This is a genomic window from Photobacterium satsumensis (assembly GCF_050336935.1).
GTDB lineage: Bacteria > Pseudomonadota > Gammaproteobacteria > Enterobacterales > Vibrionaceae > Photobacterium > Photobacterium satsumensis.
Map to the genome: position 1 here is coordinate 13,942 of NZ_JAKJSK010000024.1, position 22,856 is coordinate 36,797.

At 51.8% G+C, this 22,856-nt stretch carries 25 protein-coding genes; 8 read left to right on the top strand and 17 right to left on the bottom strand.

Features of this window, described 5'->3' with window-relative positions; all coding sequences use genetic code 11:
- The first annotated feature begins 26 nt into the window (after nt 1-26).
- Both lpcA and L4D79_RS28990 read left to right on the top strand, forming a co-directional pair.
- Complete coding sequence (lpcA, locus tag L4D79_RS28985) at nt 27-605, top strand: D-sedoheptulose 7-phosphate isomerase (RefSeq protein WP_428657172.1); 579 nt, start codon at nt 27-29, stop codon at nt 603-605.
- A 44-nt stretch (nt 606-649) separates the two neighbouring features.
- Nucleotides 650-1,429 (top strand): class II glutamine amidotransferase, encoded by a 780-nt coding sequence (locus L4D79_RS28990; protein ID WP_428657174.1) that lies wholly within the window; start codon nt 650-652, stop codon nt 1,427-1,429.
- A gap of 77 nt (nt 1,430-1,506) precedes the next feature.
- Here L4D79_RS28990 and purN read toward each other — a convergent pair whose 3' ends face one another.
- On the bottom strand, nt 1,507-2,151 hold the full coding sequence (gene purN / locus L4D79_RS28995) for a phosphoribosylglycinamide formyltransferase (RefSeq protein WP_428657176.1): 645 nt from the start codon (nt 2,149-2,151) through the stop codon (nt 1,507-1,509).
- Between the two features lie 3 nt (nt 2,152-2,154).
- Nucleotides 2,155-3,195 carry a phosphoribosylformylglycinamidine cyclo-ligase gene (purM, locus tag L4D79_RS29000; protein ID WP_428657178.1) on the bottom strand — a complete coding sequence of 347 codons (1,041 nt, stop codon included), beginning with the start codon at nt 3,193-3,195 and terminating at the stop codon, nt 2,155-2,157.
- A gap of 196 nt (nt 3,196-3,391) precedes the next feature.
- Between purM and upp the strand changes: the two genes are divergently transcribed.
- Complete coding sequence (gene upp / locus L4D79_RS29005; RefSeq protein WP_428657180.1) at nt 3,392-4,018, top strand: uracil phosphoribosyltransferase; 627 nt, start codon at nt 3,392-3,394, stop codon at nt 4,016-4,018.
- Between the two features lie 85 nt (nt 4,019-4,103).
- Here the strand turns inward: upp and L4D79_RS29010 are convergent, their stop codons facing one another.
- Nucleotides 4,104-5,357 carry a uracil-xanthine permease family protein gene (locus L4D79_RS29010; protein WP_428657182.1) on the bottom strand — a complete coding sequence of 418 codons (1,254 nt, stop codon included), beginning with the start codon at nt 5,355-5,357 and terminating at the stop codon, nt 4,104-4,106.
- Nucleotides 5,358-5,650: 293 nt separating this feature from the next.
- Here L4D79_RS29010 and L4D79_RS29015 point away from each other — a divergent pair, with 293 nt between their 5' ends.
- Nucleotides 5,651-6,889, top strand: coding sequence for a DUF2066 domain-containing protein (locus L4D79_RS29015; protein WP_428657184.1), 1,239 nt, complete (start codon nt 5,651-5,653; stop codon nt 6,887-6,889).
- Nucleotides 6,890-6,984: 95 nt separating this feature from the next.
- On the opposite strand, the gene L4D79_RS29020 is transcribed toward L4D79_RS29015, so the two are convergent.
- From L4D79_RS29020 to bepA, 4 genes are all read right to left on the bottom strand, one after another.
- The gene (locus L4D79_RS29020; RefSeq protein WP_428657186.1) at nt 6,985-7,410 is read right to left on the bottom strand and encodes a DUF2069 domain-containing protein; all 426 of its coding nucleotides are present in this window, start codon (nt 7,408-7,410) and stop codon (nt 6,985-6,987) included.
- Between the two features lie 4 nt (nt 7,411-7,414).
- Entirely contained in the window at nt 7,415-7,996 is a 582-nt protein-coding gene (wrbA, locus tag L4D79_RS29025; RefSeq protein WP_428657188.1) for an NAD(P)H:quinone oxidoreductase, read from the bottom strand.
- A gap of 15 nt (nt 7,997-8,011) precedes the next feature.
- Nucleotides 8,012-8,362: an arsenate reductase (glutaredoxin) gene (arsC, locus tag L4D79_RS29030; RefSeq protein ID WP_428657190.1), complete on the bottom strand. Its 351-nt coding sequence runs from the start codon at nt 8,360-8,362 to the stop codon at nt 8,012-8,014.
- A 130-nt stretch (nt 8,363-8,492) separates the two neighbouring features.
- On the bottom strand, nt 8,493-9,947 hold the full coding sequence (gene bepA / locus L4D79_RS29035) for a beta-barrel assembly-enhancing protease (RefSeq protein WP_428657192.1): 1,455 nt from the start codon (nt 9,945-9,947) through the stop codon (nt 8,493-8,495).
- 156 nt (nt 9,948-10,103) lie between these two features.
- Here bepA and L4D79_RS29040 point away from each other — a divergent pair, with 156 nt between their 5' ends.
- Nucleotides 10,104-10,358 carry a sulfurtransferase TusA family protein gene (locus L4D79_RS29040; protein ID WP_428657194.1) on the top strand — a complete coding sequence of 85 codons (255 nt, stop codon included), beginning with the start codon at nt 10,104-10,106 and terminating at the stop codon, nt 10,356-10,358.
- 7 nt (nt 10,359-10,365) lie between these two features.
- A complete protein-coding gene (locus L4D79_RS29045) occupies nt 10,366-11,442 on the top strand; it encodes an AI-2E family transporter (RefSeq protein ID WP_428657196.1) in 1,077 nt (358 codons plus the stop codon).
- Nucleotides 11,443-11,500: 58 nt separating this feature from the next.
- On the opposite strand, the gene bcp is transcribed toward L4D79_RS29045, so the two are convergent.
- Nucleotides 11,501-11,971, bottom strand: coding sequence for a thioredoxin-dependent thiol peroxidase (gene bcp / locus L4D79_RS29050; protein ID WP_428657198.1), 471 nt, complete (start codon nt 11,969-11,971; stop codon nt 11,501-11,503).
- Between the two features lie 10 nt (nt 11,972-11,981).
- On the bottom strand, nt 11,982-12,521 hold the full coding sequence (locus L4D79_RS29055) for a glycine cleavage system transcriptional repressor (protein ID WP_428657200.1): 540 nt from the start codon (nt 12,519-12,521) through the stop codon (nt 11,982-11,984).
- Nucleotides 12,522-12,836: 315 nt separating this feature from the next.
- Here L4D79_RS29055 and dapA point away from each other — a divergent pair, with 315 nt between their 5' ends.
- Both dapA and bamC read left to right on the top strand, forming a co-directional pair.
- Nucleotides 12,837-13,718, top strand: a complete 882-nt coding sequence (dapA, locus tag L4D79_RS29060) for a 4-hydroxy-tetrahydrodipicolinate synthase (protein WP_428657202.1) — start codon at nt 12,837-12,839, stop codon at nt 13,716-13,718.
- A 30-nt stretch (nt 13,719-13,748) separates the two neighbouring features.
- Entirely contained in the window at nt 13,749-14,777 is a 1,029-nt protein-coding gene (gene bamC / locus L4D79_RS29065) for an outer membrane protein assembly factor BamC (RefSeq protein ID WP_428657204.1), read from the top strand.
- A 122-nt stretch (nt 14,778-14,899) separates the two neighbouring features.
- Here the strand turns inward: bamC and lipA are convergent, their stop codons facing one another.
- The 8 genes from lipA to rlmH form a co-directional block, all read right to left on the bottom strand.
- Nucleotides 14,900-15,871: a lipoyl synthase gene (gene lipA / locus L4D79_RS29070; protein WP_428657206.1), complete on the bottom strand. Its 972-nt coding sequence runs from the start codon at nt 15,869-15,871 to the stop codon at nt 14,900-14,902.
- On the bottom strand, nt 15,868-16,515 hold the full coding sequence (gene lipB, locus L4D79_RS29075; protein WP_428657208.1) for a lipoyl(octanoyl) transferase LipB: 648 nt from the start codon (nt 16,513-16,515) through the stop codon (nt 15,868-15,870). Before lipB ends, lipA begins: the two co-directional genes overlap by 4 nt.
- A 134-nt stretch (nt 16,516-16,649) precedes the next feature.
- Entirely contained in the window at nt 16,650-16,925 is a 276-nt protein-coding gene (ybeD, locus tag L4D79_RS29080) for a DUF493 family protein YbeD (RefSeq protein WP_428657210.1), read from the bottom strand.
- Nucleotides 16,926-17,089: 164 nt separating this feature from the next.
- Nucleotides 17,090-18,265 (bottom strand): serine hydrolase, encoded by a 1,176-nt coding sequence (locus L4D79_RS29085; RefSeq protein ID WP_428657212.1) that lies wholly within the window; start codon nt 18,263-18,265, stop codon nt 17,090-17,092.
- A 229-nt stretch (nt 18,266-18,494) separates the two neighbouring features.
- Nucleotides 18,495-19,301 (bottom strand): septal ring lytic transglycosylase RlpA family protein, encoded by an 807-nt coding sequence (locus L4D79_RS29090; protein WP_428657214.1) that lies wholly within the window; start codon nt 19,299-19,301, stop codon nt 18,495-18,497.
- Nucleotides 19,302-20,423 carry a peptidoglycan glycosyltransferase MrdB gene (gene mrdB, locus L4D79_RS29095; RefSeq protein ID WP_428657216.1) on the bottom strand — a complete coding sequence of 374 codons (1,122 nt, stop codon included), beginning with the start codon at nt 20,421-20,423 and terminating at the stop codon, nt 19,302-19,304.
- The gene (mrdA, locus tag L4D79_RS29100) at nt 20,420-22,375 is read right to left on the bottom strand and encodes a penicillin-binding protein 2 (protein WP_428657218.1); all 1,956 of its coding nucleotides are present in this window, start codon (nt 22,373-22,375) and stop codon (nt 20,420-20,422) included. The genes mrdB and mrdA overlap by 4 nt, the downstream gene beginning before the upstream one ends.
- A gap of 6 nt (nt 22,376-22,381) precedes the next feature.
- Nucleotides 22,382-22,852 carry a 23S rRNA (pseudouridine(1915)-N(3))-methyltransferase RlmH gene (gene rlmH, locus L4D79_RS29105; protein WP_428657220.1) on the bottom strand — a complete coding sequence of 157 codons (471 nt, stop codon included), beginning with the start codon at nt 22,850-22,852 and terminating at the stop codon, nt 22,382-22,384.
- Between the last annotated feature and the right edge of the window lie 4 nt (nt 22,853-22,856).

The following is a 22,856-nucleotide window of genomic DNA, read 5'->3' on the forward strand; positions in this document are numbered from 1 at the left end:
ATTTTTGATAAGTCAGAGAAGGTCCTATGTATCAAGACAACATCCGCGCCGAGTTGACGGAAGCGGCAGAAGTCCTCAATCGCTTCTTAAATGATGATAAGAATATTGCTGATATTGAAGCTGCTGCCAAACTTCTGGCCGAGTCGTTTAAGCAAGGCGGCAAGGTGTTGTCTTGTGGTAATGGTGGCTCTCACTGTGATGCGATGCATTTTGCCGAAGAGCTGACGGGCCGTTACCGTGAAAACCGTCCGGGTTACCCGGGGATTGCGATTTCCGATCCGAGCCACCTGTCTTGCGTCAGCAATGACTTCGGTTATGAGTCGGTGTTTTCCCGCTACCTTGAAGCGGTCGGCGCAAAAGGTGATGTGCTGTTCGGCCTATCGACATCAGGCAATTCCGGTAATATCTTGAAGGCTATCGAGGCTGCCAAGACGAAGGGGATGAAAGTGATTGCCCTGACCGGTAAAGATGGCGGCAAGATGGCGGGTCTTGCGGATGTGGAAATTCGCGTACCGCATTTTGGTTATGCTGATCGTATCCAGGAAGTACATATCAAGATTATCCATATTTTGATAATGTTAATTGAAAAAGAAATGGCGAAATAACCCAGCGATTTTTGCTGGAACAAAGAGGAAGGGCATAAAGGACTATGTGTGAATTACTTGGCATGAGCGCCAATGTGCCGACAGATATATGCTTTAGTTTTACCGGCCTGATGCAGCGTGGGGGCAATACCGGCCCGCATACAGATGGCTGGGGGATCACTTTTTACGAGGGCAAGGGGTTTAGGACTTTTAAGGATCCGAATCCGAGCTGCCATTCGCGTATTGCTGAGCTGGTACAGGAGTACCCGATCAAGAGCTGTGCGGTGATCAGTCATATTCGACAGGCCAACCGCGGAGGCGTTAGCCTTGAAAACACTCATCCGTTTACCCGCGAGCTGTGGGGGCAGTACTGGACGTTTGCCCATAACGGACAGTTGACCGGATATGAAAAGCTGGATACCGGCCGGTTCAAGGCGGTGGGCGATACTGACAGTGAAATAGCCTTTTGCTGGTTGCTCAAACAACTTGATGATCAGTTCCCTGATACGCCTGATGATTTGGAAGCGGTGTACCGAGTACTGGCGGAAAGCTGTGATACATTACGTCAGCTTGGTGTTTACAATATGCTGCTGAGCAACGGTGAGTATGTACTTACCTATTGTACCAACAACCTGCATTGGATCACCCGCCGTGCCCCCTTTGGCAAGGCGTCGTTGATTGATGAGGATGTCACGATTGATTTTCAGCAGGAAACGACCCCCAATGATGTGGTCACCGTGATTGCAACTCAGCCTCTGACCAATGATGAAAATTGGCATAAAATGGAGGTCGGGGAATTCAATGTTTTCCATTTCGGTGAGCAGGTATTCAATCGAACGTTGTAACACCACTCGGAAGAAATAAAAAAACGCGACCTCAGGTCGCGTTTTTTGTTTTGGCTAATGCCTTTATGCTTGACGGTTTACTCGTCAGTCGCATATCCGGTTACTGGCAATGTGCCTCCGTCAAAAACGGCTTGGCCGGCGGTCATTGCTACGCGGCCTTGCAGGCACCAGCTGGCTACCATCGGGTAGATACGGTGTTCTTGCTCCTGGACTCGAGCCAATACTTCATCGGCACTATCGCCGGCAAAAATCGGCACCTTGGCCTGGAGGATCACCGGGCCACCATCAAGCTCTTCGGTAACGAAATGGACACTGGTGCCATGCTCGCTATCACCGGCATCAATGGCCCGCTGGTGGGTATTGAGCCCGGTATATTTAGGCAGCAGGGACGGGTGGACATTGATCATCCGGCCTTGGTAACGGCCAACGAATTCACCACTGAGGATCCGCATAAAGCCGGCCAGTACCACCAGATCTGGCTGGTAGCGATCAATACGCTCAGCCATGGCCTGATCAAACGCCGCACGGTCGGCAAAGTCCGCTGCAGATAAGTGCAGGGCATCAATACCGGCTTGGCGGGCGCGCTCTAATCCGTAAGCATCTGCCTTATTGGACAGCACCGCACTGATACGGGCATCCTTGATGATGCCTGACTCGCAGGCATCAATCATCGCTTGAAGATTAGAGCCGTTGCCTGAGATGAGAACAACGATATTCTTCATGGCTTACAGGATCTCCACCTGCTCTTCACCGTCGTTTGCGTTGGCAATCTGGCCCAGTAGCCAAGCATTTTCGCCTTCGGCATTGAGGATGCTGATCGCTTGCTCTGCTTGTGCTTTTGGCAGGGCAATCACCAAGCCAACACCACAGTTGAAGGTGCGGTACATCTCGTAGGTGTCAACGTTACCGGCTTCTTGTAGCCAGTTAAATACAGCAGGCCATTGCCAGCTGTTACCGTCAACAACCGCTTTCGTGCCCTGTGGCAGAACGCGCGGGATGTTTTCCCAGAAGCCGCCGCCAGTGATGTGGGAAATAGCGTGAACATCACAGCTTTCCATCATCTTCAGGGTTGATTTCACGTAGATTTTGGTTGGCTCTAGCAGGTGCTCAGAAAGGGCTTTACCTTCGAGTTCCAGATCAAGGTCTGCATTTGAAACCTCAAGGATTTTACGGATCAGCGAGAAGCCGTTTGAGTGCGGGCCGCTAGAGGCAACAGCAATCAGGGCATCGCCTTCAGCCACTTTGCTACCGTCAATGATGTCGGCTTTTTCAACTACCCCGACACAGAAACCAGCAACGTCGTAGTCTTCACCGTGGTACATACCTGGCATTTCTGCTGTTTCACCACCGATAAGCGCACAGCCTGACTGGATACAGCCCTCACCGATACCGGCAACAACATCGGCCGCTGTGTCTACATCCAGCTTGCCCGTTGCATAGTAGTCAAGGAAGAACAGTGGCTCGCCACCCTGTACGATCAAATCGTTGACACACATGGCAACCAGATCGATACCGATAGTGTCATGTTTTTTCAGATCCATCGCCAGGCGCAGTTTTGTACCTACACCGTCGGTACCAGAGACCAGTACTGGCTCTTTGTATTTGGTCGGCAGGCTGCATAAAGCGCCGAAACCGCCAATACCGCCCATCACCTCTGGACGGTGGGTGCGTTTTACCACCCCTTTAATACGATCAACTAATGCATTACCTGCATCGATATCAACACCAGCATCTTTGTAGCTAAGAGAAGAGTTATTGCCGCTCACAAGAGTTTCCTCAACGTATTAAAGTAAAAAAGCGGGGGTATGATAACAGCAGTCAGGGCGGAAAGGGAAACGTTTGCGTCAATATTTGTCACTGAGTGTTTCCTGAGCAAATAGCAGCTATACCCCTACCAGAGCGTAAATGGTCTAGTGTATAATAGTGCGATTTTTTTGAAATTAATTTGCCCAGGAGTCAAAGATGAAAGTCGTTGAGGTTAAACACCCACTAGTAAAACATAAGATTGGTCTTATGCGCGAAGGTGACATCAGCACTAAGCGATTCCGTGAGCTAGCGACGGAAGTAGGCAGCTTGCTGACGTATGAAGCGACTTCAGACTTCGAAACAGAAAAAGTTACCATTGACGGTTGGAATGGTCCAGTTGAAGTTGACCAGATCAAGGGTAAAAAAGTAACAGTTGTGCCAATCCTTCGTGCCGGCCTTGGCATGATGGATGGTGTGCTTGAGCACATGCCAAGTGCACGTATCAGCGTTGTGGGTATCTACCGTGACGAAGAAACGCTTGAGCCGGTTCCTTACTTCAATAAACTGGCATCAAACATCGACGAGCGTATTGCGCTAGTTGTTGACCCGATGCTGGCAACTGGTGGCTCGATGATTGCTACCCTTGACCTGCTGAAAGAGCAAGGCTGTAAGCAGTTCAAGGTATTGGTACTGGTTGCTGCGCCTGAAGGTATTGCGGCACTTGAAAAAGCCCACCCAGATGTAGAGCTTTACACGGCGGCAATCGATGAGAAGCTGAACGACAAAGGCTACATCGTACCGGGTCTAGGCGATGCAGGTGACAAGATCTTCGGTACTAAATAAGCACTGTACTGTATTTCTAGAAAGTAAGTAGAAAGCAAAAAGCCGGATATTTATCCGGCTTTTTTTATGGGCCTAATTCAATAGACTATTTGTTGGATGTCTCTTCCATCTGGGCATTATCGACCACATGGCTCTCGCCCAAGTCATCAGGCAAGATCAGATTCAGCAAGATAGCCACGATACCACACAGGCTGACACCCTGTAGGCTGAATTCACCGATTCCGAAAGCCATCCCACCGATACCAAAGACCAATGTTACCGCCACGATCACCAAGTTGCGTGCTTTGTGCAGGTCAACCTGGTTTTTGATCAGGGTGTTGAGGCCGACAGTGGCAATGGAGCCGAATAGCAGGATCATGATGCCGCCCATGACCGGAACCGGAATAGTTTGCAGCATGGCGCCGAGCTTACCGACAAAGGCCAGGACCAGAGCGGTGACGGCAGCGTAGGTCATGATCACCGGGTTGAATGCTTTGGTTAGCATAACGGCACCGGTGACTTCAGAGTAAGTGGTATTTGGTGGCGCGCCGAACATAGAGGCAGCTATCGTCGCGACCCCGTCACCCGCCATGGTGCGGTGCAAGCCCGGTTTTTTCAGGTAGTCTTTACCTGTTACGTTTGAAATCGCCAGCATATCGCCGACATGCTCAACCGCCGGGGCAATGGCCACTGGGATCATGAACAACACCGCATTGATATTGAACTCTGGGAAGGTGAAGTTAGGAAGTGCTAACCAAGCTGCCTGTTGAACCGGGGTGAAGTCAACAACGCCAAAGCCAAGGCTGACCAGATAGCCTGTAACGATACCCGCCATAATAGGAATAAGCTTGAAAAAGCCCTTGGCAAACACGCTGAAGGCAATGGTAACCAACAGCGAGATAGCTGAAATCCACAGCGCAGCATCGCCATTAACCAGTTGTACTGCACCGTCACCGGTTTTACCCAGTGCCATATTCACTGCTGCCGGTGCCAAGCCAAGGCCGATAACCATGATCACCGGGCCTACAACCACTGGTGGTAGCAGCTTATGGATAATCGCAACACCACGTACCTTGATAATCGCTCCCATACAGACGTAGATCACGCCGGCCATCATCAGGCCACCCATGGTCGCAGGGATCCCCCAAGTTTGTACGCCATACATAATAGGAGCAATAAAAGCAAAAGAGGAGGCGAGAAAGATAGGGACGGAGCGTTTGGTGATGACTTGGAAGAGGAGAGTACCGATACCGGCACCGAAGAGGGCAACGTTAGGATCCAGTCCGGTAAGAAGCGGTACCAGAACCAATGCGCCAAATGCGACGAAAAGCATTTGAGCACCCTGTAATATCTGCATCATGGTTGAATTCCACCCTAGCTGTAAAAAAAATCGCGGAATGTTAGCACAGGGGCAACCGTTTACCTAAGGGTAATCGGTAAAATAGAGCAAAAAGGGATCTCAGCATAATTTTGTGATGTATAAGATGAAAATTTGCAGAACATTGACGCTGAATATTGTCTACTGGCAAAGACTTATAAAAAGTTGCGAACAGAAAAATACAATTGAATGAATTTTTTGTGTGGGAAGCAGTTGCCCCGCGAGATGTGTTCAATTTATGATCGGGTATTAACTTTAGTGATAACGAGTACTTTATGTTGCGTATTGCATTACTTTTCTTGGCACTATTGGCCCTGCCGCTGAAGGCGGCCACGGTGACCAACCTTTATCAGGCACAGGTTGCCCTGCCTGATACGGATCGCCAATCCGAGCAAGCAGCCAGGAAGCAGGCGCTGGAACAGGTACTGATCAAAGTATCGGGGCAAAGCAACATCGTTGAAAACGAAATCGTTGCCAAGGCGCTGGGAAGCAGTAACCAATATGTCAGCCAGTTCAGCTATGCCAACCGTGATGGTCAGCGTACTCTATTACTGACTTTTGACCGAAGCCGCATTCGTACCTTGTTGACCCAGGCCAACTCAACGTTCTGGAGCGAACAGCGACCGAGTGTATTGGTATGGCTGGTGGAAGATGCTAACCGCAGTCGAAATATTATTTGGGATCAGTCCAGTAATGCCCTAGCCGGCCGCATCAAGGATGAGGGTGACCGCCGTGGCGTACCTGTGCTGATACCGATTGGTGACTTTGAAGATGTAACGGCCATCAGCACGCCGGATATCTGGGGTGGTTTTGTCCAGCCTATCGCGACAGCCAGTCAGCGTTACCAGCCTCAAGCAGTATTGGTGGTGCGTGCCCGCCAGCAGGACAATGAGCAGGTTACCCTGAACTGGCAGCTTTATTCAGGTAATGTCGAACAGCTAGGCCGTAACCAGGTTGCGCCATCTGAAGGCCGCAATAGCGGCGAGACGGTGACATCGGTTGCTCAGATGGTAGATAGCGTGGCAGATATTCTCGCTGCCAAATATGCCGTGCCGCTTGGCGGTGACGCCAGCGGTCAGTTGGCAGTGGTGGTTGAGAATATCCAGTCGTCGAAAGATTTCTTTACCCTTGAACGTATGCTCACCAATCTGACATCGGTTGCTGCGGTTAATGCTTACCGTATTCAAGGTGACCAAGTTGAGTTTACGGTGCAGTTGCTCACTACCGAAGATGTATTCCAGCGTGAGCTGAGCCAAGATAGCCGCTTGTCAGCCGTGACCACGCCGGTGGCAGAGCAATATGAGCCGGCCCCTCAGCCCCAAGGCATGATCCGAGCAACGGATGTGTCAGCTTCTGGTGAGTCTTCAAGCCAAGCAGAACCTGTGGCTGGTGAAGTATCGGATGTTGATGTTTCAGACACTGAACAGCTTAGCAATGACACTCCGGTTGAAGCCAAGCCAGCCAAGCAGGCTGCTGTGTTCAGCTGGTCTAATACAACATCAGTAGCATTGTAAGTGGTTACTTACAAGCACTGATAAGGCAATAAAAAAACGGTGGCTTAGGCCACCGTTTTTGTTTGTATCCATATTAGGTCTGCACGCCTTAGTCGCTATTGACCTTCATGCTGGGCTTTTTCTTCTTTCTCGACCTGAGAGAGCTTTTTCAGCTTTAGTCCCAACTCCCTGCCACGGTGGCGGGTAAACAAGATGTTGGCCATGAAGGCACTGGTTGTCAGAGCCAGTTCAATCAATGCCAGCCAGCGCTCTCCATCGTCGATCCACAGGATGGTCAGGGCGTGGAGAAAATAAAACATCAGGATGAAGTTGGCCCAAGCGTGGGTATAAGGCTTGCCGGCCAAAATTCCTTTGAGCGGAAGCAGCAGTGGCGTAACCCAGACCGCAGCCATTGCCATGTGGTTAATATGCGGGTGCGGCGATAGGTTCGTTTGCCACAGCACAACCCAGGCCAAAAGGCCGAGGTTGGCCGATACGGCGAAGTAGCGAAGTAAGCGCGTTTTTTTCTGCATGACGGTCATGGCTCTATCCTTGTAATTTGCAGGCAACCTCAGCCAGCCGTTTGCCGCAGGCTTGTGCCAGTTCACACTCTTCACCGCTCAACTGACGAGATTGCTCGTGGTTGAGGTGGGAAGGCCCATAGGGGGTCCCTCCGGTGCCGGTGGTATGTAATGCCGGCTCAGAGAAGGGCAGGCCGACAATGAGCATACCGTGGTGCAGCAGCGGCAGCATCATCGATTGCAACGTGGTCTCCTGACCGCCGTGCATGGATGAAGAGGTGGTGAAGACGCAGGCCGGTTTACCAATCAGGCTACCGCTCAGCCATTCGGCACTGGTCGAGTCGATAAAGTGCTTGAGCGGCGCGGCCATGTTGCCAAACCGTACCGGGCTGCCGAGTGCCAGTCCAGCGCATTGTTGGATATCTGATTTGGTAACCAACGGGTCTCCCGAGGTTTCGGGTTGTAGCTGGCCATCTGCACCGAGCTCAGCGACAGTACGCAATACCGCTTCGCAGCCAGCAACCTGCTCGATACCCCGGGCAATCTGCCGAGCGAGCTGGCGTGTTGAGCCGTGTCGGCTGTAATACAGAACGAGGATGCTATGCATGGGCAGGTAACCAGATCACAGGATGTCGAGGACTTGCTCTGGTGGGCGGCCCATTGCAGCAAGCTCGCCATTGACGACAATTGGGCGCTCGATCAGCTTCGGGTTGGCTGCCATCGCGTCGATCAGTTGCTGCTCGGTAACATCAACGCCACCCAGCTCTAGCTCTTTGTATAGCGCTTCTTTGGTACGCATCATGTCACGAGCAGAAGTATAGCCAAGCTGGTTGAGCAGGGTTTGGAGCTGTTCGGCAGAAGGGGTGTCATCAAGGTATTTGACAACGGTTGGGCTGATCCCTTTTTCTTCCAGCAGCGCGAGGGTCTGGCGGCTTTTCGAGCAACGAGGGTTGTGGTAGATAGTGACAGACATGTTACTTCCTTTTTAAAGATAACCGGTGTGGTGTCCACGCCGGTTACTTATTGTTTTGATAATGTTGCCCTATTGTAGAACACCTGTCATCAAGAAGGAATGCTATAACACCGGTTCTTTGTTAGCCCGATCAGAGGTTGGCAACGCGTTGTCTGGCAAGGCGAAGTTGATCAATGCGGGCATCATAGCGAGCTTGATCCAGCGAGTTGACCTCGACGATTTGGCTTGCTTGGATATACATCTGGATCGCTTTTTCCCATGCGCCGCGCAAGGCCATCAATTCTGCTCTGGCCGCCAGTTCAGCATCTCGGCGGCCATTGGCAGCCTGCGCCTGAGCCAGCAAGTGCCAGCCGTTCGGATCATCCGGATTGTCATAGGTGTAGCGGGTCAGAATAGGGATACTTTCGCTGTTACGATTCGCTTCCTGCAGCGCATTGGCCAGATTCAGACGCAATACCTTGTTGTTCGGATTGGCTTTTTGTGCACTCTCAAGACGCGCAATAGCGCGGTCGTATTGCTTTTGGTGCAGGTCGAGATCCGTCGCCGAGTCAATGTAGAAGCGGTTGTTGGGCTCTTTGGCCAGCAGTGGATCAAGCAAGGCATGGGCTTTATCGTATTGCTCTGAATCGATGTACACCAATGCCTTGCCGTAATTGAGGGCATCTGTCATCGTGCCATTGCTTCTTTTCATCTGGCGCTCGAACCAATCCAGCGCCGCGTTGCTCTCGATACCGGCATAGCGGGCAACAATACGTGCGCGGGCTAGCTGGTAGCGCTGTGATGTCTGCACATTGCGAGCCGGAAACTGATTGGCCCGACTGCGGCTGTCGGTGATCCGCGATTCTGGCAAGGGGTGAGTGAGCAGCATCGGCGGCGGCGTGCTGACATAGCGGTATTGATCGGCGAGGCGGCCGAAGAAGCGCGGCATCGCTTGTACATCGAAGCCAGATTTTGACAAGGTGGCGATCCCGATGCGATCGGCTTCTTTTTCGTTGCTACGGGTATAGTTGATCTGGCCCTGGGCCGAAGCGGCGGTGGTGGCATGAATCGCAGCGATCCCGGCTTCCGGTGAGGCTATCGCCAGCATCATCGAGCCGATAAGGGCGGCGAGTGTAGCAGGCGATTTCCTGGCTTGATCTTCCATGCTCCGTGCCAGATGGCGTTGGGTAACGTGGGCGATTTCGTGGGCAACGACCGAGGCCAGCTCACTTTCGGTTTTGGCATGGAGAAACAGCCCAGAATGGATGGCAACATGGCCGCCGAAGAAGGCGAAGGCGTTGATATCCCGGTTTTGGATCATGAAGAAGCTGAACGGGGTACGGACGTCGTTGGCATTGGCAACCAGCCGGTGGCCGAGATCATTGATATATTCAGACAGCAGCGGATCGCTGATCACAGGCATGCTGGCCCTGATCATCCGCATGTAGGCGTCACCGTACTCCATTTCCTTTTCAATGCTGAGTGTCGACGCTGCCGCCGTCCCGATATCGGGGAGGCTACTTAAGTCATTGGCCGGAGCTGCAATGCTAGTGCCGAGTAACGCACTGATGAGAAGATAGGCTGGTGCCTTAGCAAATCGAAACATAGTAATAATTAATACCGCCTTCTGTTGCGTATTCCTGCATTCGCACTACTACGAGGCTAAATCTGTCCTGAATAATGCTGTATTTCACCAAGGTCTGACAGCGAAACCTTTGACAGGTTTCTTTTTTGTCACTCTAATAACCTTTACAATAACCTGATGGATGATAATTGTCAGTATACCGGAATGGAACCTGCATTGCTTAATTTGACGACGGAACGCTGCCCAATGGCTCTGCTTATTGCCAAAAGGGCGGTGCATGCGCTGGATGTTGGCGACAAGCTTGAAATTCATATCACTGACACTGGGGCAAGGCAGGATATCCCCCGCTACCTCTCAAACCATGGCTTTTTTATTGATGTACGGTTGGACAACCAACAGGTACTTGAAATTATTGTGACCAAAAGGCAGTAAACATTTTATGCTGGACATGCTGAATCGCTGGTATAAGCGACGCTTTTCCGACCCCCATGCCGTGAGCTTGGTAGCTATTCTACTGGGTGGCTTCCTGACCATTTATTTCTTCGGTAACCTGATCGCGCCATTGCTGGTAGCCATTGTCCTCGCATACCTACTTGAGTGGCCAGTGATGCAGCTGACCCGGCTGGGGCTGCCTAGAACGCTGGCAGTGATGGGGGTATTACTTATTTTTGCTGGCTTGATGGTCATGGCGGTCTTTGGCTTGGTTCCGACCATTTGGCATCAGGTAGGCAATTTGATTGCCGATGTGCCTAATATGTTCAATGGCCTGCAGGAGTATGTCTCTAGTTTGCCTGAGCGCTACCCGGACTTTGTTCAGCCACACCAAGTGTCCACCTTCATGATCACCCTACGTGAGAAAGTGCTGGGCATGGGTGAGAGTGTAGTGAAAGGGTCATTGGCCTCGCTGGTGAGCTTAGCCACCCTGGCCGTCTACCTGATCCTGGTTCCTCTATTGGTGTTCTTCCTGCTTAAAGACAAGGAAGAGATGCTGGAGATGCTCAGTGGTCTGCTACCGAAGAACCGCCGCCTGACCAGCAAGGTGGGGGCGGAAATGAACCAGCAGATCTCCAACTATATTCGCGGCAAGGTTACCGAAATCTTCATTGTCGGTATTGTCAGTTATGTCACTTTTGCGGTGATGGATCTGCGTTACGCAGTGTTGCTAGGGGTTGTGGTCGGCTTCTCGGTATTGATCCCGTATATCGGGGCAGCGGCGGTGACTCTACCGGTGGCGATGGTCGGTTTGTTCCAGTGGGGGATCAGCCCGGAATTTTGGTGGCTGCTAGTTGCCTACGGCATTATCCAGGCACTAGACGGCAACGTATTGGTGCCGATCTTGTTCTCGGAAGCGGTTAACCTTCACCCGGTGGCGATTATCGTGTCGGTGCTGGTGTTTGGTGGTATGTGGGGATTTTGGGGCGTCTTTTTTGCCATCCCGTTGGCGACGCTGGTCAAAGCGGTATGGAATGCCTTTCCTTCAACGGAGCTGCCGCAAGAAGAGCACCTCGAAGAGTGACAGAGTAAAATGGGTTACTAGATTCAATATAGAAAAGGCCGCGATTGCGGCCTTTTTGTTAGCTATTCTCGTTCAGGTAGGCAAGCACTACCTCATGGTGATCCTTGGTCTTGAACTTATTGAAGACATGTTCAATTTCACCATTTTCATCAATCAGGAAGCTGATACGGTGCAAGCCGTCGTAAATTTTGCCCATGAACTTTTTCTCGCCCCAGACACCGAATTGATCAGCCACCGCATGGTCTTCGTCTGATAAAAGGGTGAAGTTCAGGTTGTCACGCTCGATAAATTTCGGCAGGCGCTTGACCGCATCGATACTGATACCCAGTACTTCAACGTTAAGGGCATCAAGCTCCGCTTTGCTGTCACGCAGGCCACATGCCTGAACAGTACAGCCAGGAGTCATGGCTTTCGGGTAGAAGTAGGCGAGGACTTTCTTGCCTTTGAAGTCAGCCAGGCTGACCGGCTCGTCATTTTGGTTTTGTAGTGTGAAGGCTGGCGCAGGCGTACCGGCGGTCAAAGTCTTCATAGTGGATTCCTTATTGATTATGGCCGACAAAAGTCACGTTGCCGCTGACCACCAGATCTTGGCAAAGTGCTTCAAATTCTTCTTGTAAGCTCATTAGGTTACAGCCTTCAGGCAAATTTGTCCCGATTTGCAGCTGAAATCTATTCGGCGATCCGGTTTGTGTACTTTCTTGGGTGTGGGCGCTGAGCGAGGCTATATCGATCGTGCGCGAGGCAAAGAAGCCGGTAAATTGCTCAATCAGACCTGGGCTGTCATTGGCTTCAATGTGGAAGTCCGCGGTATAGGTAAAATGGCGGTATTCATGCTTGGTTGTGCGCTTCATAACCGTTAGCAGGTCATGCTCGCTGGCCTTTAACGGTAAGGTCGATTCAACCCGGGAGATGGCATTGGCCGAGCCCGAAAGTAGCATGATAAGGGTGAATTCTTGGCCAAACAGGGCCAGGCGGCTATCAACAATGTTGCAGTCGCATTGGGTAATAAGCCGGGTGACGTCATCAGAAATTCCCGGTCGGTCGGTGCCAACCGCGGTAACGACGAGGTAATGTTCCATATTTATCCATCACATTTTGAATACCTTCTGCATGTTAGCACAGACCTATGGCCCGCCAAGGAATATCTCCTGCAGATGCCAAAGATGGGGAAACGCCTGTTTGGTCGTGGTGTTGTTTTGCATCTGGTAGATGCGAAAAAGTAGATGTAAAAGTGAGCTGTTGGCAGAGAGTTAGCCTTCACTGATTTACATACTTCTGTCTTGAGTTTACTGTAACTGAAACGTAGTATGGTTTTTCTTGGCCGCTTGATTATTCGCTTAACCAGCATAAATTCATGACGAAGCCAGGGATATATTTATTCAGGGGAGATGGACATGTTTTCAGGAAGCATGGTAGCGCTAATAACACCGCTTGATGAAGCCGGTGAAGTCGATTACGCCAGTTTGGCGTCACTTGTAGAATACCACATTGCCGCAGGCACCGATGCGATTGTTGCGGTTGGTACCACCGGCGAGTCAGCCACACTGACCGTTGATGAGCATGTGAAGGTGGTATTGAAGACCTTGGAATATGCACAGGGCCGTATTCCGGTCATTGCAGGTACCGGGGCCAATGCGACTCATGAAGCCATCACCTTTAGTAAACTCTTTTCTGGTACCGGTGTTGCGGGTTGTTTGACGGTTACGCCGTACTATAACAAGCCAACGCAGGAAGGCCTGTACCAGCATTTCAAAGCGATTGCCGAGGCGACAGAGCTGCCTCAGATCCTATACAATGTACCAGGGCGTACTGCTGTTGACCTGTTGCCGGAGACGGTGGCTCGACTGGCGAAGCTAGATAATATCGTTGGTATTAAGGATGCGACAGCAGATCTTTCTCGTGTAAAGAAAACCCGGGAACTTTGTGGCGATGATTTTATCCAACTAAGCGGTGATGATGCCACGGGGTTGGATTTTGTTGCCGAGGGTGGTCACGGTGTGATTTCTGTAACAGCCAATATTGCGGCCGCGGATATGGCGCAAATGTTCAAGTTGGCCCTCTCTGGCCAAATTGAAGCGGCGACTGAGATTAATCAACGCTTGATGCCTCTTCATAAGCAATTGTTTGTTGAATCTAACCCTATCCCGGTAAAATGGGCGGCACATCAGCTTGGCCTCGTCTCGTATGGCACTCTTCGCCTACCATTGACTGAGCTGAGCGAATCTGCCCAACCAGTAGTAGCCGAAGCACTCAAGGATGCGAACGTACTGCTGTAATTTGCTAGAGCGTAGGAGCGCAGAAGCGTAATGAATTATAAGTATAAGCTGGTGGCGGCTGCCGTTGCAGTTGTTACACTGGCTGGCTGCTCTGATGGCGCGGAGCGCCGCCGTCAGGCTAACCAGGATTTTAACTACCTCAATACCCAACCGCTTGAGAGCTGGACGTTGCCTAGCGATGCCCAGTCTTCGCAGGTTAGCGACTATGTGATTCCAGCGGGGGATTATCAGGGAGCCATTGGCTCTGGGGTAGATATCCGTCCGCCACAGCAAGTGCTGGCCTTGATCCCGGGTGCGCGAGTGCTGCGAGATGATGACGGTGTGACCTTGGTGATGGTCAAACAGGAAGATCTTTCTGACGTTTGGTCGGTAACCCAAAAGCTGATCGCCGAGCAGAATATCGGGTTGAGAAGCCAGACTGCCAATGTCATCGAAACCGACTGGCTGAGCTGGAACAACGAAGATGAAGATGCCGAGCTCGGTAGTCGCTACCGTATCGAGAAATCTGCTGATGCTGGACGTTACAGCTACCGAATCATGCTGGTTGACTGGCGTGAAGGCGGTGTTGAGCAAACCGTAAGCGTTGAGAACAAAGAGCGCTACAGTATCCTGATGACCAACTTGGTGACGTCTCGTTACGACGAACAAGAGCGTGAGCAAGCGCGCTTGCGTGCTCAGGAGCTGGTGAAGCAGATCCCGATTTCAATGGGACAGGATCGCAGCGGTCTACCGGTGATCATTGCTCGTGCGCCATACAATGTGTTCTGGGAGCGTCTGCCTGAACTCTTGGGGCAACTGGGCTTCACCGTAGAAGGCCGTAACCGCTCACAAGGTGTGGTTGAGGTACAGTTCAAGTCTCCAGATGATGAGTTCTGGGCAGATCTAGGTACCCAGCCGATTGAGCTGGATAACCGTGCTTATAACCTACAGCTAGGTGATTTGGGTAACCGTACGTCGATCAATATTACGGATACTGACGGCAAACCGGTCACTGAGCAAGCGTTGAATAGTTTAGCCCCAGTTATGGCTGCCGCTATCGAGCGTGCAAATAACGGCTAAAATACTTGATATCGCCAATAAAAAACGCAGCTGGTTGCCCAGCTGCGTTTTTTTATGTCCTGAATAAGCCTGCTTCTTATTACCCAGAGCCTGGTAGGGCAGGCGTTGGGTACGATAAGGGCTTATTTGACTTCTTCGCCTTTAGCCTGCATATCGGCATGGTAAGAAGAGCGAACAAACGGGCCACAAGCCGCATGGGTAAAGCCAAGCTCAAGGGCAATTTCTTTCAGCTCATCGAACTCAGAAGGTGGCACATAGCGCTCAACCGGTAGGTGGTGGCGGCTTGGTGCCAGGTACTGGCCTAATGTCAGCATGGTCACACCATGCGCTCGCAGGTCCTTCAGTACTTGGACGATTTCTTCTTTGGTTTCACCCAGACCCATCATCACGCCAGATTTGGTTGGCACTTCTGGGTGCATTTCCTTGAACTTCTTCAGCAGATCCAACGACCACTGGTAGTTGGCGCCCGGTCGTGCCTTACGGTACAGACGCGGCGCGGTTTCCAGGTTGTGGTTGAAGACATCTGGCGGACTGTCACGCAGGATATCCAGTGCACGATCCATGCGGCCACGGAAATCAGGGACTAGCGTCTCGATCTTGATCTCTGGGCTTAGGGCACGGATTTCGCGAGTACAATCGGCAAAATGCTGGGCACCGCCATCACGTAGGTCATCACGGTCTACTGAGGTGACAACCACGTAGCGTAGCTTCATGTCTGCGATGGTCTTGGCCAGGTGCTGTGGTTCTTCAGCGTTTGGCGGCAACGGGCGGCCATGGGCAACGTCACAGAACGGGCAGCGACGGGTACAAATGGCGCCTAGGATCATAAAGGTCGCCGTGCCGTGGTTGAAACACTCGGCCAGGTTCGGGCAGGAGGCTTCTTCACAGACTGAGTGCAGCTTGTTTTTACGCATCGCAGATTTGATATCTTGGATACGCTTGCTGTCTGACGGAAGTTTGATCTTCATCCATTCAGGCTTACGCAGCACTTCTTTCGGCGCTTCCTCTACCTCTACATTACGAGTAGGGATGAGGGCCATTTTGTCGGCATCACGGTATTTGACACCTTTTTCAATTTTGATTGGTTTACTCATGAATTGCTTTCCGTTTTCCACTCAATGCTCTGGTAATCGAGCAGGTTGACCAACTCTTCTACGAGTACAGGCTGAATTTCCGCTAGTTCAGAAGGCCCATTCAATAACGCGGTTTGCGTCATTTCCATCCCGGCATAACCGCATGGGTTGATGCGTAGGAAAGGTGCCAGATCCATATTGATATTGAGTGCCAGACCGTGAAAAGAGCAACCACGTCTGATCCGTAATCCGAGTGAACATATCTTCTGACCGGAGACATAGACACCTGGCGCATCAGGGCGGGCATTGGACTCAATCCCGAAATGGGAAAGGGTCTTGATGATGGTATTTTCGATATGCGTGACAAGATCGCGCACACCCATTTTTTTTCGACGTAAGTCGATGAGGATATAGGCAACAAGCTGGCCGGGTCCATGAAAGGTGACCTGACCACCGCGGTCGCTTTGCACCACAGGGATATCCCCTGTGTTGAGCAGGTGCTCGGCTTTGCCTGCCTGGCCTTGGGTAAACACGGGATTGTGCTCAACCAACCAAACTTCGTCCGTGGTTTCCGGGCCACGTTCGTCGGTGAACTGATGCATGGACTGCCAGATAGGTTGATAATCTTGGCGGCCGAGGTTGCGAATTATAATCTTATCTTGCAATGTCACACCCTTTTAGTCGTTTGACGAAGCCGGAAAAACTGACACCCCCGCATGGGGGCTCAATACCAATGGGTATTATAAAACTTGGCGGCTGAATTTACAGCCGCCAATTTTGTAGGGGAATAGGGTAGTGCTTACAACACAACGCGGACAATGTCGATGTCACCCAGCTCTTTGTACAGGGTTTCTACCTGTTCAATCGAGGTGGCTGTGATAGAAACAGACACGGCACTGTAGGTCCCTTTGCCACTTGGCTTGACGTTCGGGGTGTAGTCGCCCGGTGCGTGACGCTGGATCACCTCAACAACCAGATCCGGGAGTTCAGGTTTGTTGTAACCCATCACCTTGTAAGTGAACTTACAAGGGAACTCTAGAAGATCTTTTAGTTTTGGCTGCTCTTGCTGCTGCATGCTGAACTCCGAGTATTTTGCATTCATATTGCGATGTTAGCCGAGCATATTAATGGGTATGTGGCTTTTTCACAAGCCATCTGGTGTCTTGGGGATCGTCAGGAAAGAAAAGAGGCAACCCTAGGTTGCCTCTTTTCTTTATTTATCGGTAAGTTATACCAAGCTTAGCTCAACCAGCCTTTGAACAGTAGCATGATGTAATCAATCAGGCGGCTGAACATGCTGCCTTCATTGATGTCATCCAACGCCAGCAGTGGGTATTCGGCAATATCTTCGTCACCGACACGGTAATACAGTTTACCAACCACATCGCCTTTCTGGATTGGGGCTTTCAGCTCTTTTTCCAGTACGAAACTGGCGGTGAGATCTTTGGTTTGACCGCGTGGCAGAGTCACGAAGGTATCTTCGCTCACGCCCAGTGACACTTCAGCTTTATCACCCATCCATACTTTTTCAGTTACAAATGTCTCGTTCGCTTTATGCGGAGACACTGTTTCGAAGAAGCGGAAGCCATAGTTCAGCAGTTTTTTGCTCTCTGCCTTGCGGGCATTAGGGTTGCTGGTGCCCATAACAACGGCAACCAGACGCATTTGACCTTCGGTAGCCGTACTCACCAAGCTGTAACCTGCATTGTTGGTATGGCCCGTTTTCAGGCCGTCAACGTTGAGGCTCTTGTCCCACAACAGGCTGTTACGGTTGTACTGAGTGATACCGTTATAAGTGAACGATTTTTCTTTGTAGATAGCAAACTCATCGGGTACATCGCGGATAAGACCCTGAGCAAGCAGTGCCATGTCATACGGCGTGGTGTAGAGATCTGGGTTATCCAGGCCGTGAACATTGGCAAAATGGGTCGAGTCCATGCCTAGGGTCTTGGCCCAGGCATTCATCAGATCGACGAAAGAGTCTTCCGAACCCGCCACATGTTCAGCCATTGCCACACAGGCGTCGTTACCCGACTGGATGATGATGCCACGGTTAAGGTCAGAAACTTTTACTTCGCTACCGACTTCGATGAACATTTTAGAAGAACCCGGGAAGTTCTTGGCCCAGGCATTCTTGCTGATCACCACGGTGTCATCCATGGTGATATTGCCACGGTTAACTTCCTGACCGATGACATAACTGGTCATCATTTTGGTCAAGCTGGCTGGTGGGATTTGATCGTATTCTTTATTGCCAGCCAGGATCTTGCCTGAATGATAGTCCATAAGGACATAGCCCTTGGCAGCAATCTGAGGGGCTTCAGGTACTACAGCTGGGGCAGCCGCTGCTGATGCTGAAGCCAGCAAGGTTGCTGAAATAGCAACAGAGCGAAAAAGTGCAGCAGATTTTTTCATGTGGTTGTAACTTAATTTGTCGAATGTAAAAAACTTCACACACTATATCAGATTGTCAATATGAGACCAGTCTTGGACTCGGATATGTTGTGCGGCAAGGCGACTCTTGGCGAATTTTGACATTATACCAAGCTGAATAATCGTCTGGACGATGAAACAGCTTGGTATAACCAGAGTCAAAAAAATACCAGAGCAGTGGTTCGCTCTGGTATTTATTTATGACTGCGAGTTAGGACTTTGGTTCCAACTCACGTTTAGATGTGATGATAAAGGCTTGCGGATACTGCCCGGCTTTGGCTTTATCACGCTGGCTGGTCGCTTCGTCGCGGTCGATGTAAGGTCCGAGACGCAGGCGGTAAATCTCAGCAGAGTCCGCCTTTTTCAAATCAACCGAGGTGTCGAAATCTTGCTCCAGCTGCTTGGCGATTTGCTCAGCCTTATCTGCATCGGTGACCGCCGCCAGCTGGACGAAGTACAGGTTGGGGTTGGCACTTTGCCATTCGTTCGGGTTGTCGGGTTTCTCGACTCGGATCAATTCGATTTTGACCGGCGCGGTGCCATGCTTGATAACATCCAGCCGTGCCGCCGCGGCCATGCTGAGGTCGATAATGCGCCCATCGTGGAAAGGGCCACGATCATTAACCCGAACAATAGCGCTCTTGCCGTTGTTAGTATTGGTCACTTTGACATAGCTCGGTAGCGGCAGTGTTTTATGTGCTGCCGTCATCGAGTACATATCGTAGATTTCACCGTTGGAGGTTTTGTGACCGTGAAATTTCTGACCGTACCATGATGCATTGCCTTCTTCGACAAACGGCTGCTCACCCTGCACAATTTGGTAGTGCTTGCCGCGTAGGGTGTAGTCCTTGTTACCAGCTAGGCTCTGGGGCTCATAGCGTGGTTGGGCATCTTCAATATGATCCAGTGTCGGTGACGATTCTGGTGCGACATCGTCGGCCAGATCGTAGCGCTCGGTGCTGGGTGCCGAGCTACATCCCGCAAGGATAAGAACAAGGAATAAGGGGGATATGCGCATTTAGGTCGCCTTGGACAACATTTTTCTGTGAGTATGGATAGACATCAGGATCCCGAAGCCAGCCATCAAGGTGACCATGGAGGTGCCGCCGTAACTGACCAGCGGCAGGGGAACCCCTACGACCGGCAGCAATCCGCTGACCATCCCGATGTTGACGAAAATATAGACAAAAAAGCTTAATACGATACTACCGGCCATCATCCGGCCGAATGCGGTCTGGGCCCGGCTGGCGAGCAATAAACCTCGACCGATAATAAACAGATAAATAGCCAATAGGCAAAGGACACCTATCAGCCCCCATTCCTCGGCGATCACCGCGAAGATGAAGTCGGTGTGTCGCTCGGGTAGAAATTCAAGCTGGGACTGGGTGCCTTGCAGCCATCCCTTGCCCGAAAGGCCGCCGGAGCCGATAGCGATTTTCGACTGGATGATATGGTAACCGGCGCCCAGTGGATCGGATTCAGGGTTGAATAGGGTCAATACTCGGGTGCGTTGGTAATCCCGCATCAGGAATATCCACAGCACTGGGATGAAGGCCCCAACCAGAACACCAGCAGCCCCGATGATTTTCCAGCTCATACCGGAAAGGAACAATACAAATACCCCAGACGCAGCGATCAGGATAGATGTGCCCAAGTCGGGCTGCTTGGCAATCAAGATGGTCGGTACAAACACCATTACCAGAGCGATAACAATGTTCTTCAGGCTCGGTGGCAGTGGGTTGTTACCGATAAAGCGAGCCACCATCAGCGGCACTGCCAGTTTAATCAGCTCCGAGGGCTGGAAGCGGACAAAACCCAGGTTCAGCCAGCGCTGGGCACCTTTGGATGACTCACCGAAAAACAGCACCCCAAGTAGCAGGATCAATCCGACGCCGAATAAATAGGGGGCCCAGGTTTCATAGTGGCGAGGAGAGATCTGGGCCAGGATGAACATGATCCCCAATGACAAGACCATACGCATCGCTTGGCGTTCCATCATGGCCACGTCCTGCCCGCTGGCACTGTACATGACCATCAGGGCAAAGCCCATCAGGGCAAGGATCCCCATCAAAAGCGGGAAGTCCAGATGTAGGCGGTCACTCAAGCTCCGCTTGTTGCCTGTGGCGGCCATGATACTCATTGCGATACCTCGGCTATTTTCTTGTCGACTAGCTCTACCAGTGGATCGGGCTTTTCCGGTTTGAGCAACATGTGGTCGAAGATCCTGCGGGCGACCGGGCCACCGTTGGAAGAACCGCCACCGGCGTTTTCCAGTACCATGGAAACGACCACTTCTGGTTTTTCAAACGGGGCAAATGCGGTGAACAGAGCATGGTCACGTAAGTGCTCTTCTAGCTCTTCGGCGTTGTATTCCTGATCTTCGGCCAGGCCAAAGACCTGAGCCGAGCCAGACTTACCACCAGCTTTGTATTCAGAGCCGTAGAATGCCCGTCGTGCCGTACCGCGAACGCCGTGAAGTACTCGGAACATGCCTTCTTTGGCCACTTGCCAGTTTTTCGGGTCGACATTATCAATTGGTGGGAAGTCCTCGTACTTAGCCGGCTTTTCCACGTCATCATCAATGATGTCTTTGAGCAGGTGCGGAGCTTGTACCCGACCGTCATTGACCAGCACCGTGGTGGCTTTGGCTATCTGCAACGGTGTCGCGGTCCAGTATCCCTGACCGATCCCGACCGGGATGGTATCCCCTTGATACCAAGGCTGGCGGAAACGGGCCTGCTTCCATTCACGGGTCGGCATATTGGCCTTGCTTTCTTCATGGATATCGATACCGGTGTATTCACCGAAACCGAAGCGGCTCATCCAGTCGGACAGGCGGTCAATGCCCATGTCGTAGGCCACTTGGTAGAAGAAGGTATCGACTGACTCTTCTATCGCCTTGTAGATATTGACCTTGCCGTGTCCCCAACGCAACCAGTCGCGGAATGGGCGGCTGTTGGAGTTCGGGATCCGCCAGTAGCCCGGATCGTTTCGGGTGGTACGGGTGGTGATCACCCCTTCGCTCAGGGCGGCTACCGCGATCATCGGCTTAATGGTTGAGGCCGGCGGGTAGATCCCGAGCGTAACCCGGTTGACCAGCGGACGGTTTTTATCATTCAGCAGAGCGCGGTACTGGGGACCGGAAATGCCGTGGACGAACAGGTTGGGGTCGTAGCTTGGACTTGAGACCATTGCCAACACTGACGAGTCACGCGGATCCATGACAATGACTGAGCCACGTTTAAACTTGATCTGCTCTTCACCGGTGTCTGGGTCGAGTTTGCGCTCAGTCAGTAGCTCTTTGACATAGAGCTGGAGCTCAATGTCGATATTCAGTTTTATGTCGTTGCCGGGGATCGGCGGGACATATTTCAGGGTACGGATGATCCGCCCACGGCTGTTGACCTCGACTTCCTGGTAGCCGGAGGTACCGTGCAGCATATCTTCGTAATAACGTTCAACACCCAGCTTGCCGATATCTCGGGTCGCTTTGTAGTTGTTGATTTTCTCGTCGCGCTCAAGACGCTGGAGATCTCGGTCGTTAATTTTCGCGACATAGCCCAAGACATGGGTCAGGGCTTCACCGTAAGGGTAATGCCGTTTCAGGTAGGCTTTGACTTCTACACCTGGGAAACGGTGCTGGTTAACCGAAAACAGCGCGACCTGCTCTTCGGTGAGCTGGTTGAGGATAGGCACTGATTTGAAGCGTCGCGTGCGGCGGCGCTCGCGCTCGAAGCGCTCAATCTGCTCGTCGGTGACACCCATCAAGTCTTTGAGGCGATCGAAGGTATCCTGCCTGTCTGGCACTTTTTCCGAAGTGATCTCCAGTGAGTAAACCGGGCGGTTCTCGGCAAGGAGGATCCCGTTACGGTCATAGATCAGGCCGCGGTTAGGGGCGACAGGCACGATCTTGATCCGGTTGTCGTTCGAGCGTGTCTGGTAGTCTTCGTGCTCTTGAATCTGGATGTGATACAGGTTAGTGAGCAGAATACCGACCAGCACGACGATGCCGATAAATGAGACAAGAGCCCGGCGAAAGAATAACGCCGACTCAGCCCGGTGGTCGCGGATCTGCGTTCGCTTTTGTCTCATTGCCCATTATTCCCTATGGTACGGGTGGTTCGCAGTGATGCTCCACGCGCGGTACAGGCTTTCGGCCATGACAATACGCACCAACGGGTGCGGTAATGTCAGGGGTGACAGTGACCAGCTTTGATCGGCTGCCGCCTTGCAAGCCGGTGCCAAGCCTTCCGGACCGCCGATCAGGATAGACACATCTCGACCATCCAGTTTCCAGCTTTCCATTTGATCGGCCAATTGCTCGGTATCCCAGCGCTTGCCCGGGATATCCAAGGTGACAATACGGTTGCCTTTTGGCACCGCGGCCAGCATTGCCTCGCCTTCCTTTTGCAGGATGCGAGCGATATCGGCATTTTTACCGCGCTTGCCGGCCGTGATTTCAACCAGTTCGAGCGGCATGTCTTTCGGGAAACGGCGGCTATATTCTTTATAGCCTTCCTCGACCCATTTCGGCATCTTGGTGCCGACAGCAATTAGTTGAAGCTTCATTGTC

Excerpts from the sequence above, each read along its gene's own strand:
- L4D79_RS29010 (WP_428657182.1), bottom strand. The coding sequence starts at position 5,357 with ATGATGCAGATATTACAGGGTGCTCAAATGCTTTTCGTCGCATTTGGC.
- rlmH (WP_428657220.1), bottom strand. The coding sequence starts at position 22,852 with ATGAAGCTTCAACTAATTGCTGTCGGCACCAAGATGCCGAAATGGGTC.
- L4D79_RS29090 (WP_428657214.1), bottom strand. The coding sequence starts at position 19,301 with ATGCGCATATCCCCCTTATTCCTTGTTCTTATCCTTGCGGGATGTAGC.
- L4D79_RS28990 (WP_428657174.1), top strand. The coding sequence starts at position 650 with ATGTGTGAATTACTTGGCATGAGCGCCAATGTGCCGACAGATATATGC.
- L4D79_RS29085 (WP_428657212.1), bottom strand. The coding sequence starts at position 18,265 with ATGAAAAAATCTGCTGCACTTTTTCGCTCTGTTGCTATTTCAGCAACC.
- purN (WP_428657176.1), bottom strand. The coding sequence starts at position 2,151 with ATGAAGAATATCGTTGTTCTCATCTCAGGCAACGGCTCTAATCTTCAA.
- arsC (WP_428657190.1), bottom strand. The coding sequence starts at position 8,362 with ATGTCTGTCACTATCTACCACAACCCTCGTTGCTCGAAAAGCCGCCAG.
- L4D79_RS29040 (WP_428657194.1), top strand. The coding sequence starts at position 10,104 with ATGGATGATAATTGTCAGTATACCGGAATGGAACCTGCATTGCTTAAT.
- L4D79_RS29020 (WP_428657186.1), bottom strand. The coding sequence starts at position 7,410 with ATGACCGTCATGCAGAAAAAAACGCGCTTACTTCGCTACTTCGCCGTA.
- mrdA (WP_428657218.1), bottom strand. The coding sequence starts at position 22,375 with ATGAGACAAAAGCGAACGCAGATCCGCGACCACCGGGCTGAGTCGGCG.
- L4D79_RS29055 (WP_428657200.1), bottom strand. The coding sequence starts at position 12,521 with ATGGAACATTACCTCGTCGTTACCGCGGTTGGCACCGACCGACCGGGA.
- bepA (WP_428657192.1), bottom strand. The coding sequence starts at position 9,947 with ATGTTTCGATTTGCTAAGGCACCAGCCTATCTTCTCATCAGTGCGTTA.
- lpcA (WP_428657172.1), top strand. The coding sequence starts at position 27 with ATGTATCAAGACAACATCCGCGCCGAGTTGACGGAAGCGGCAGAAGTC.
- L4D79_RS29015 (WP_428657184.1), top strand. The coding sequence starts at position 5,651 with ATGTTGCGTATTGCATTACTTTTCTTGGCACTATTGGCCCTGCCGCTG.
- upp (WP_428657180.1), top strand. The coding sequence starts at position 3,392 with ATGAAAGTCGTTGAGGTTAAACACCCACTAGTAAAACATAAGATTGGT.
- lipA (WP_428657206.1), bottom strand. The coding sequence starts at position 15,871 with ATGAGTAAACCAATCAAAATTGAAAAAGGTGTCAAATACCGTGATGCC.
- bamC (WP_428657204.1), top strand. The coding sequence starts at position 13,749 with ATGAATTATAAGTATAAGCTGGTGGCGGCTGCCGTTGCAGTTGTTACA.
- wrbA (WP_428657188.1), bottom strand. The coding sequence starts at position 7,996 with ATGCATAGCATCCTCGTTCTGTATTACAGCCGACACGGCTCAACACGC.
- dapA (WP_428657202.1), top strand. The coding sequence starts at position 12,837 with ATGTTTTCAGGAAGCATGGTAGCGCTAATAACACCGCTTGATGAAGCC.
- mrdB (WP_428657216.1), bottom strand. The coding sequence starts at position 20,423 with ATGAGTATCATGGCCGCCACAGGCAACAAGCGGAGCTTGAGTGACCGC.
- L4D79_RS29045 (WP_428657196.1), top strand. The coding sequence starts at position 10,366 with ATGCTGGACATGCTGAATCGCTGGTATAAGCGACGCTTTTCCGACCCC.
- ybeD (WP_428657210.1), bottom strand. The coding sequence starts at position 16,925 with ATGCAGCAGCAAGAGCAGCCAAAACTAAAAGATCTTCTAGAGTTCCCT.
- bcp (WP_428657198.1), bottom strand. The coding sequence starts at position 11,971 with ATGAAGACTTTGACCGCCGGTACGCCTGCGCCAGCCTTCACACTACAA.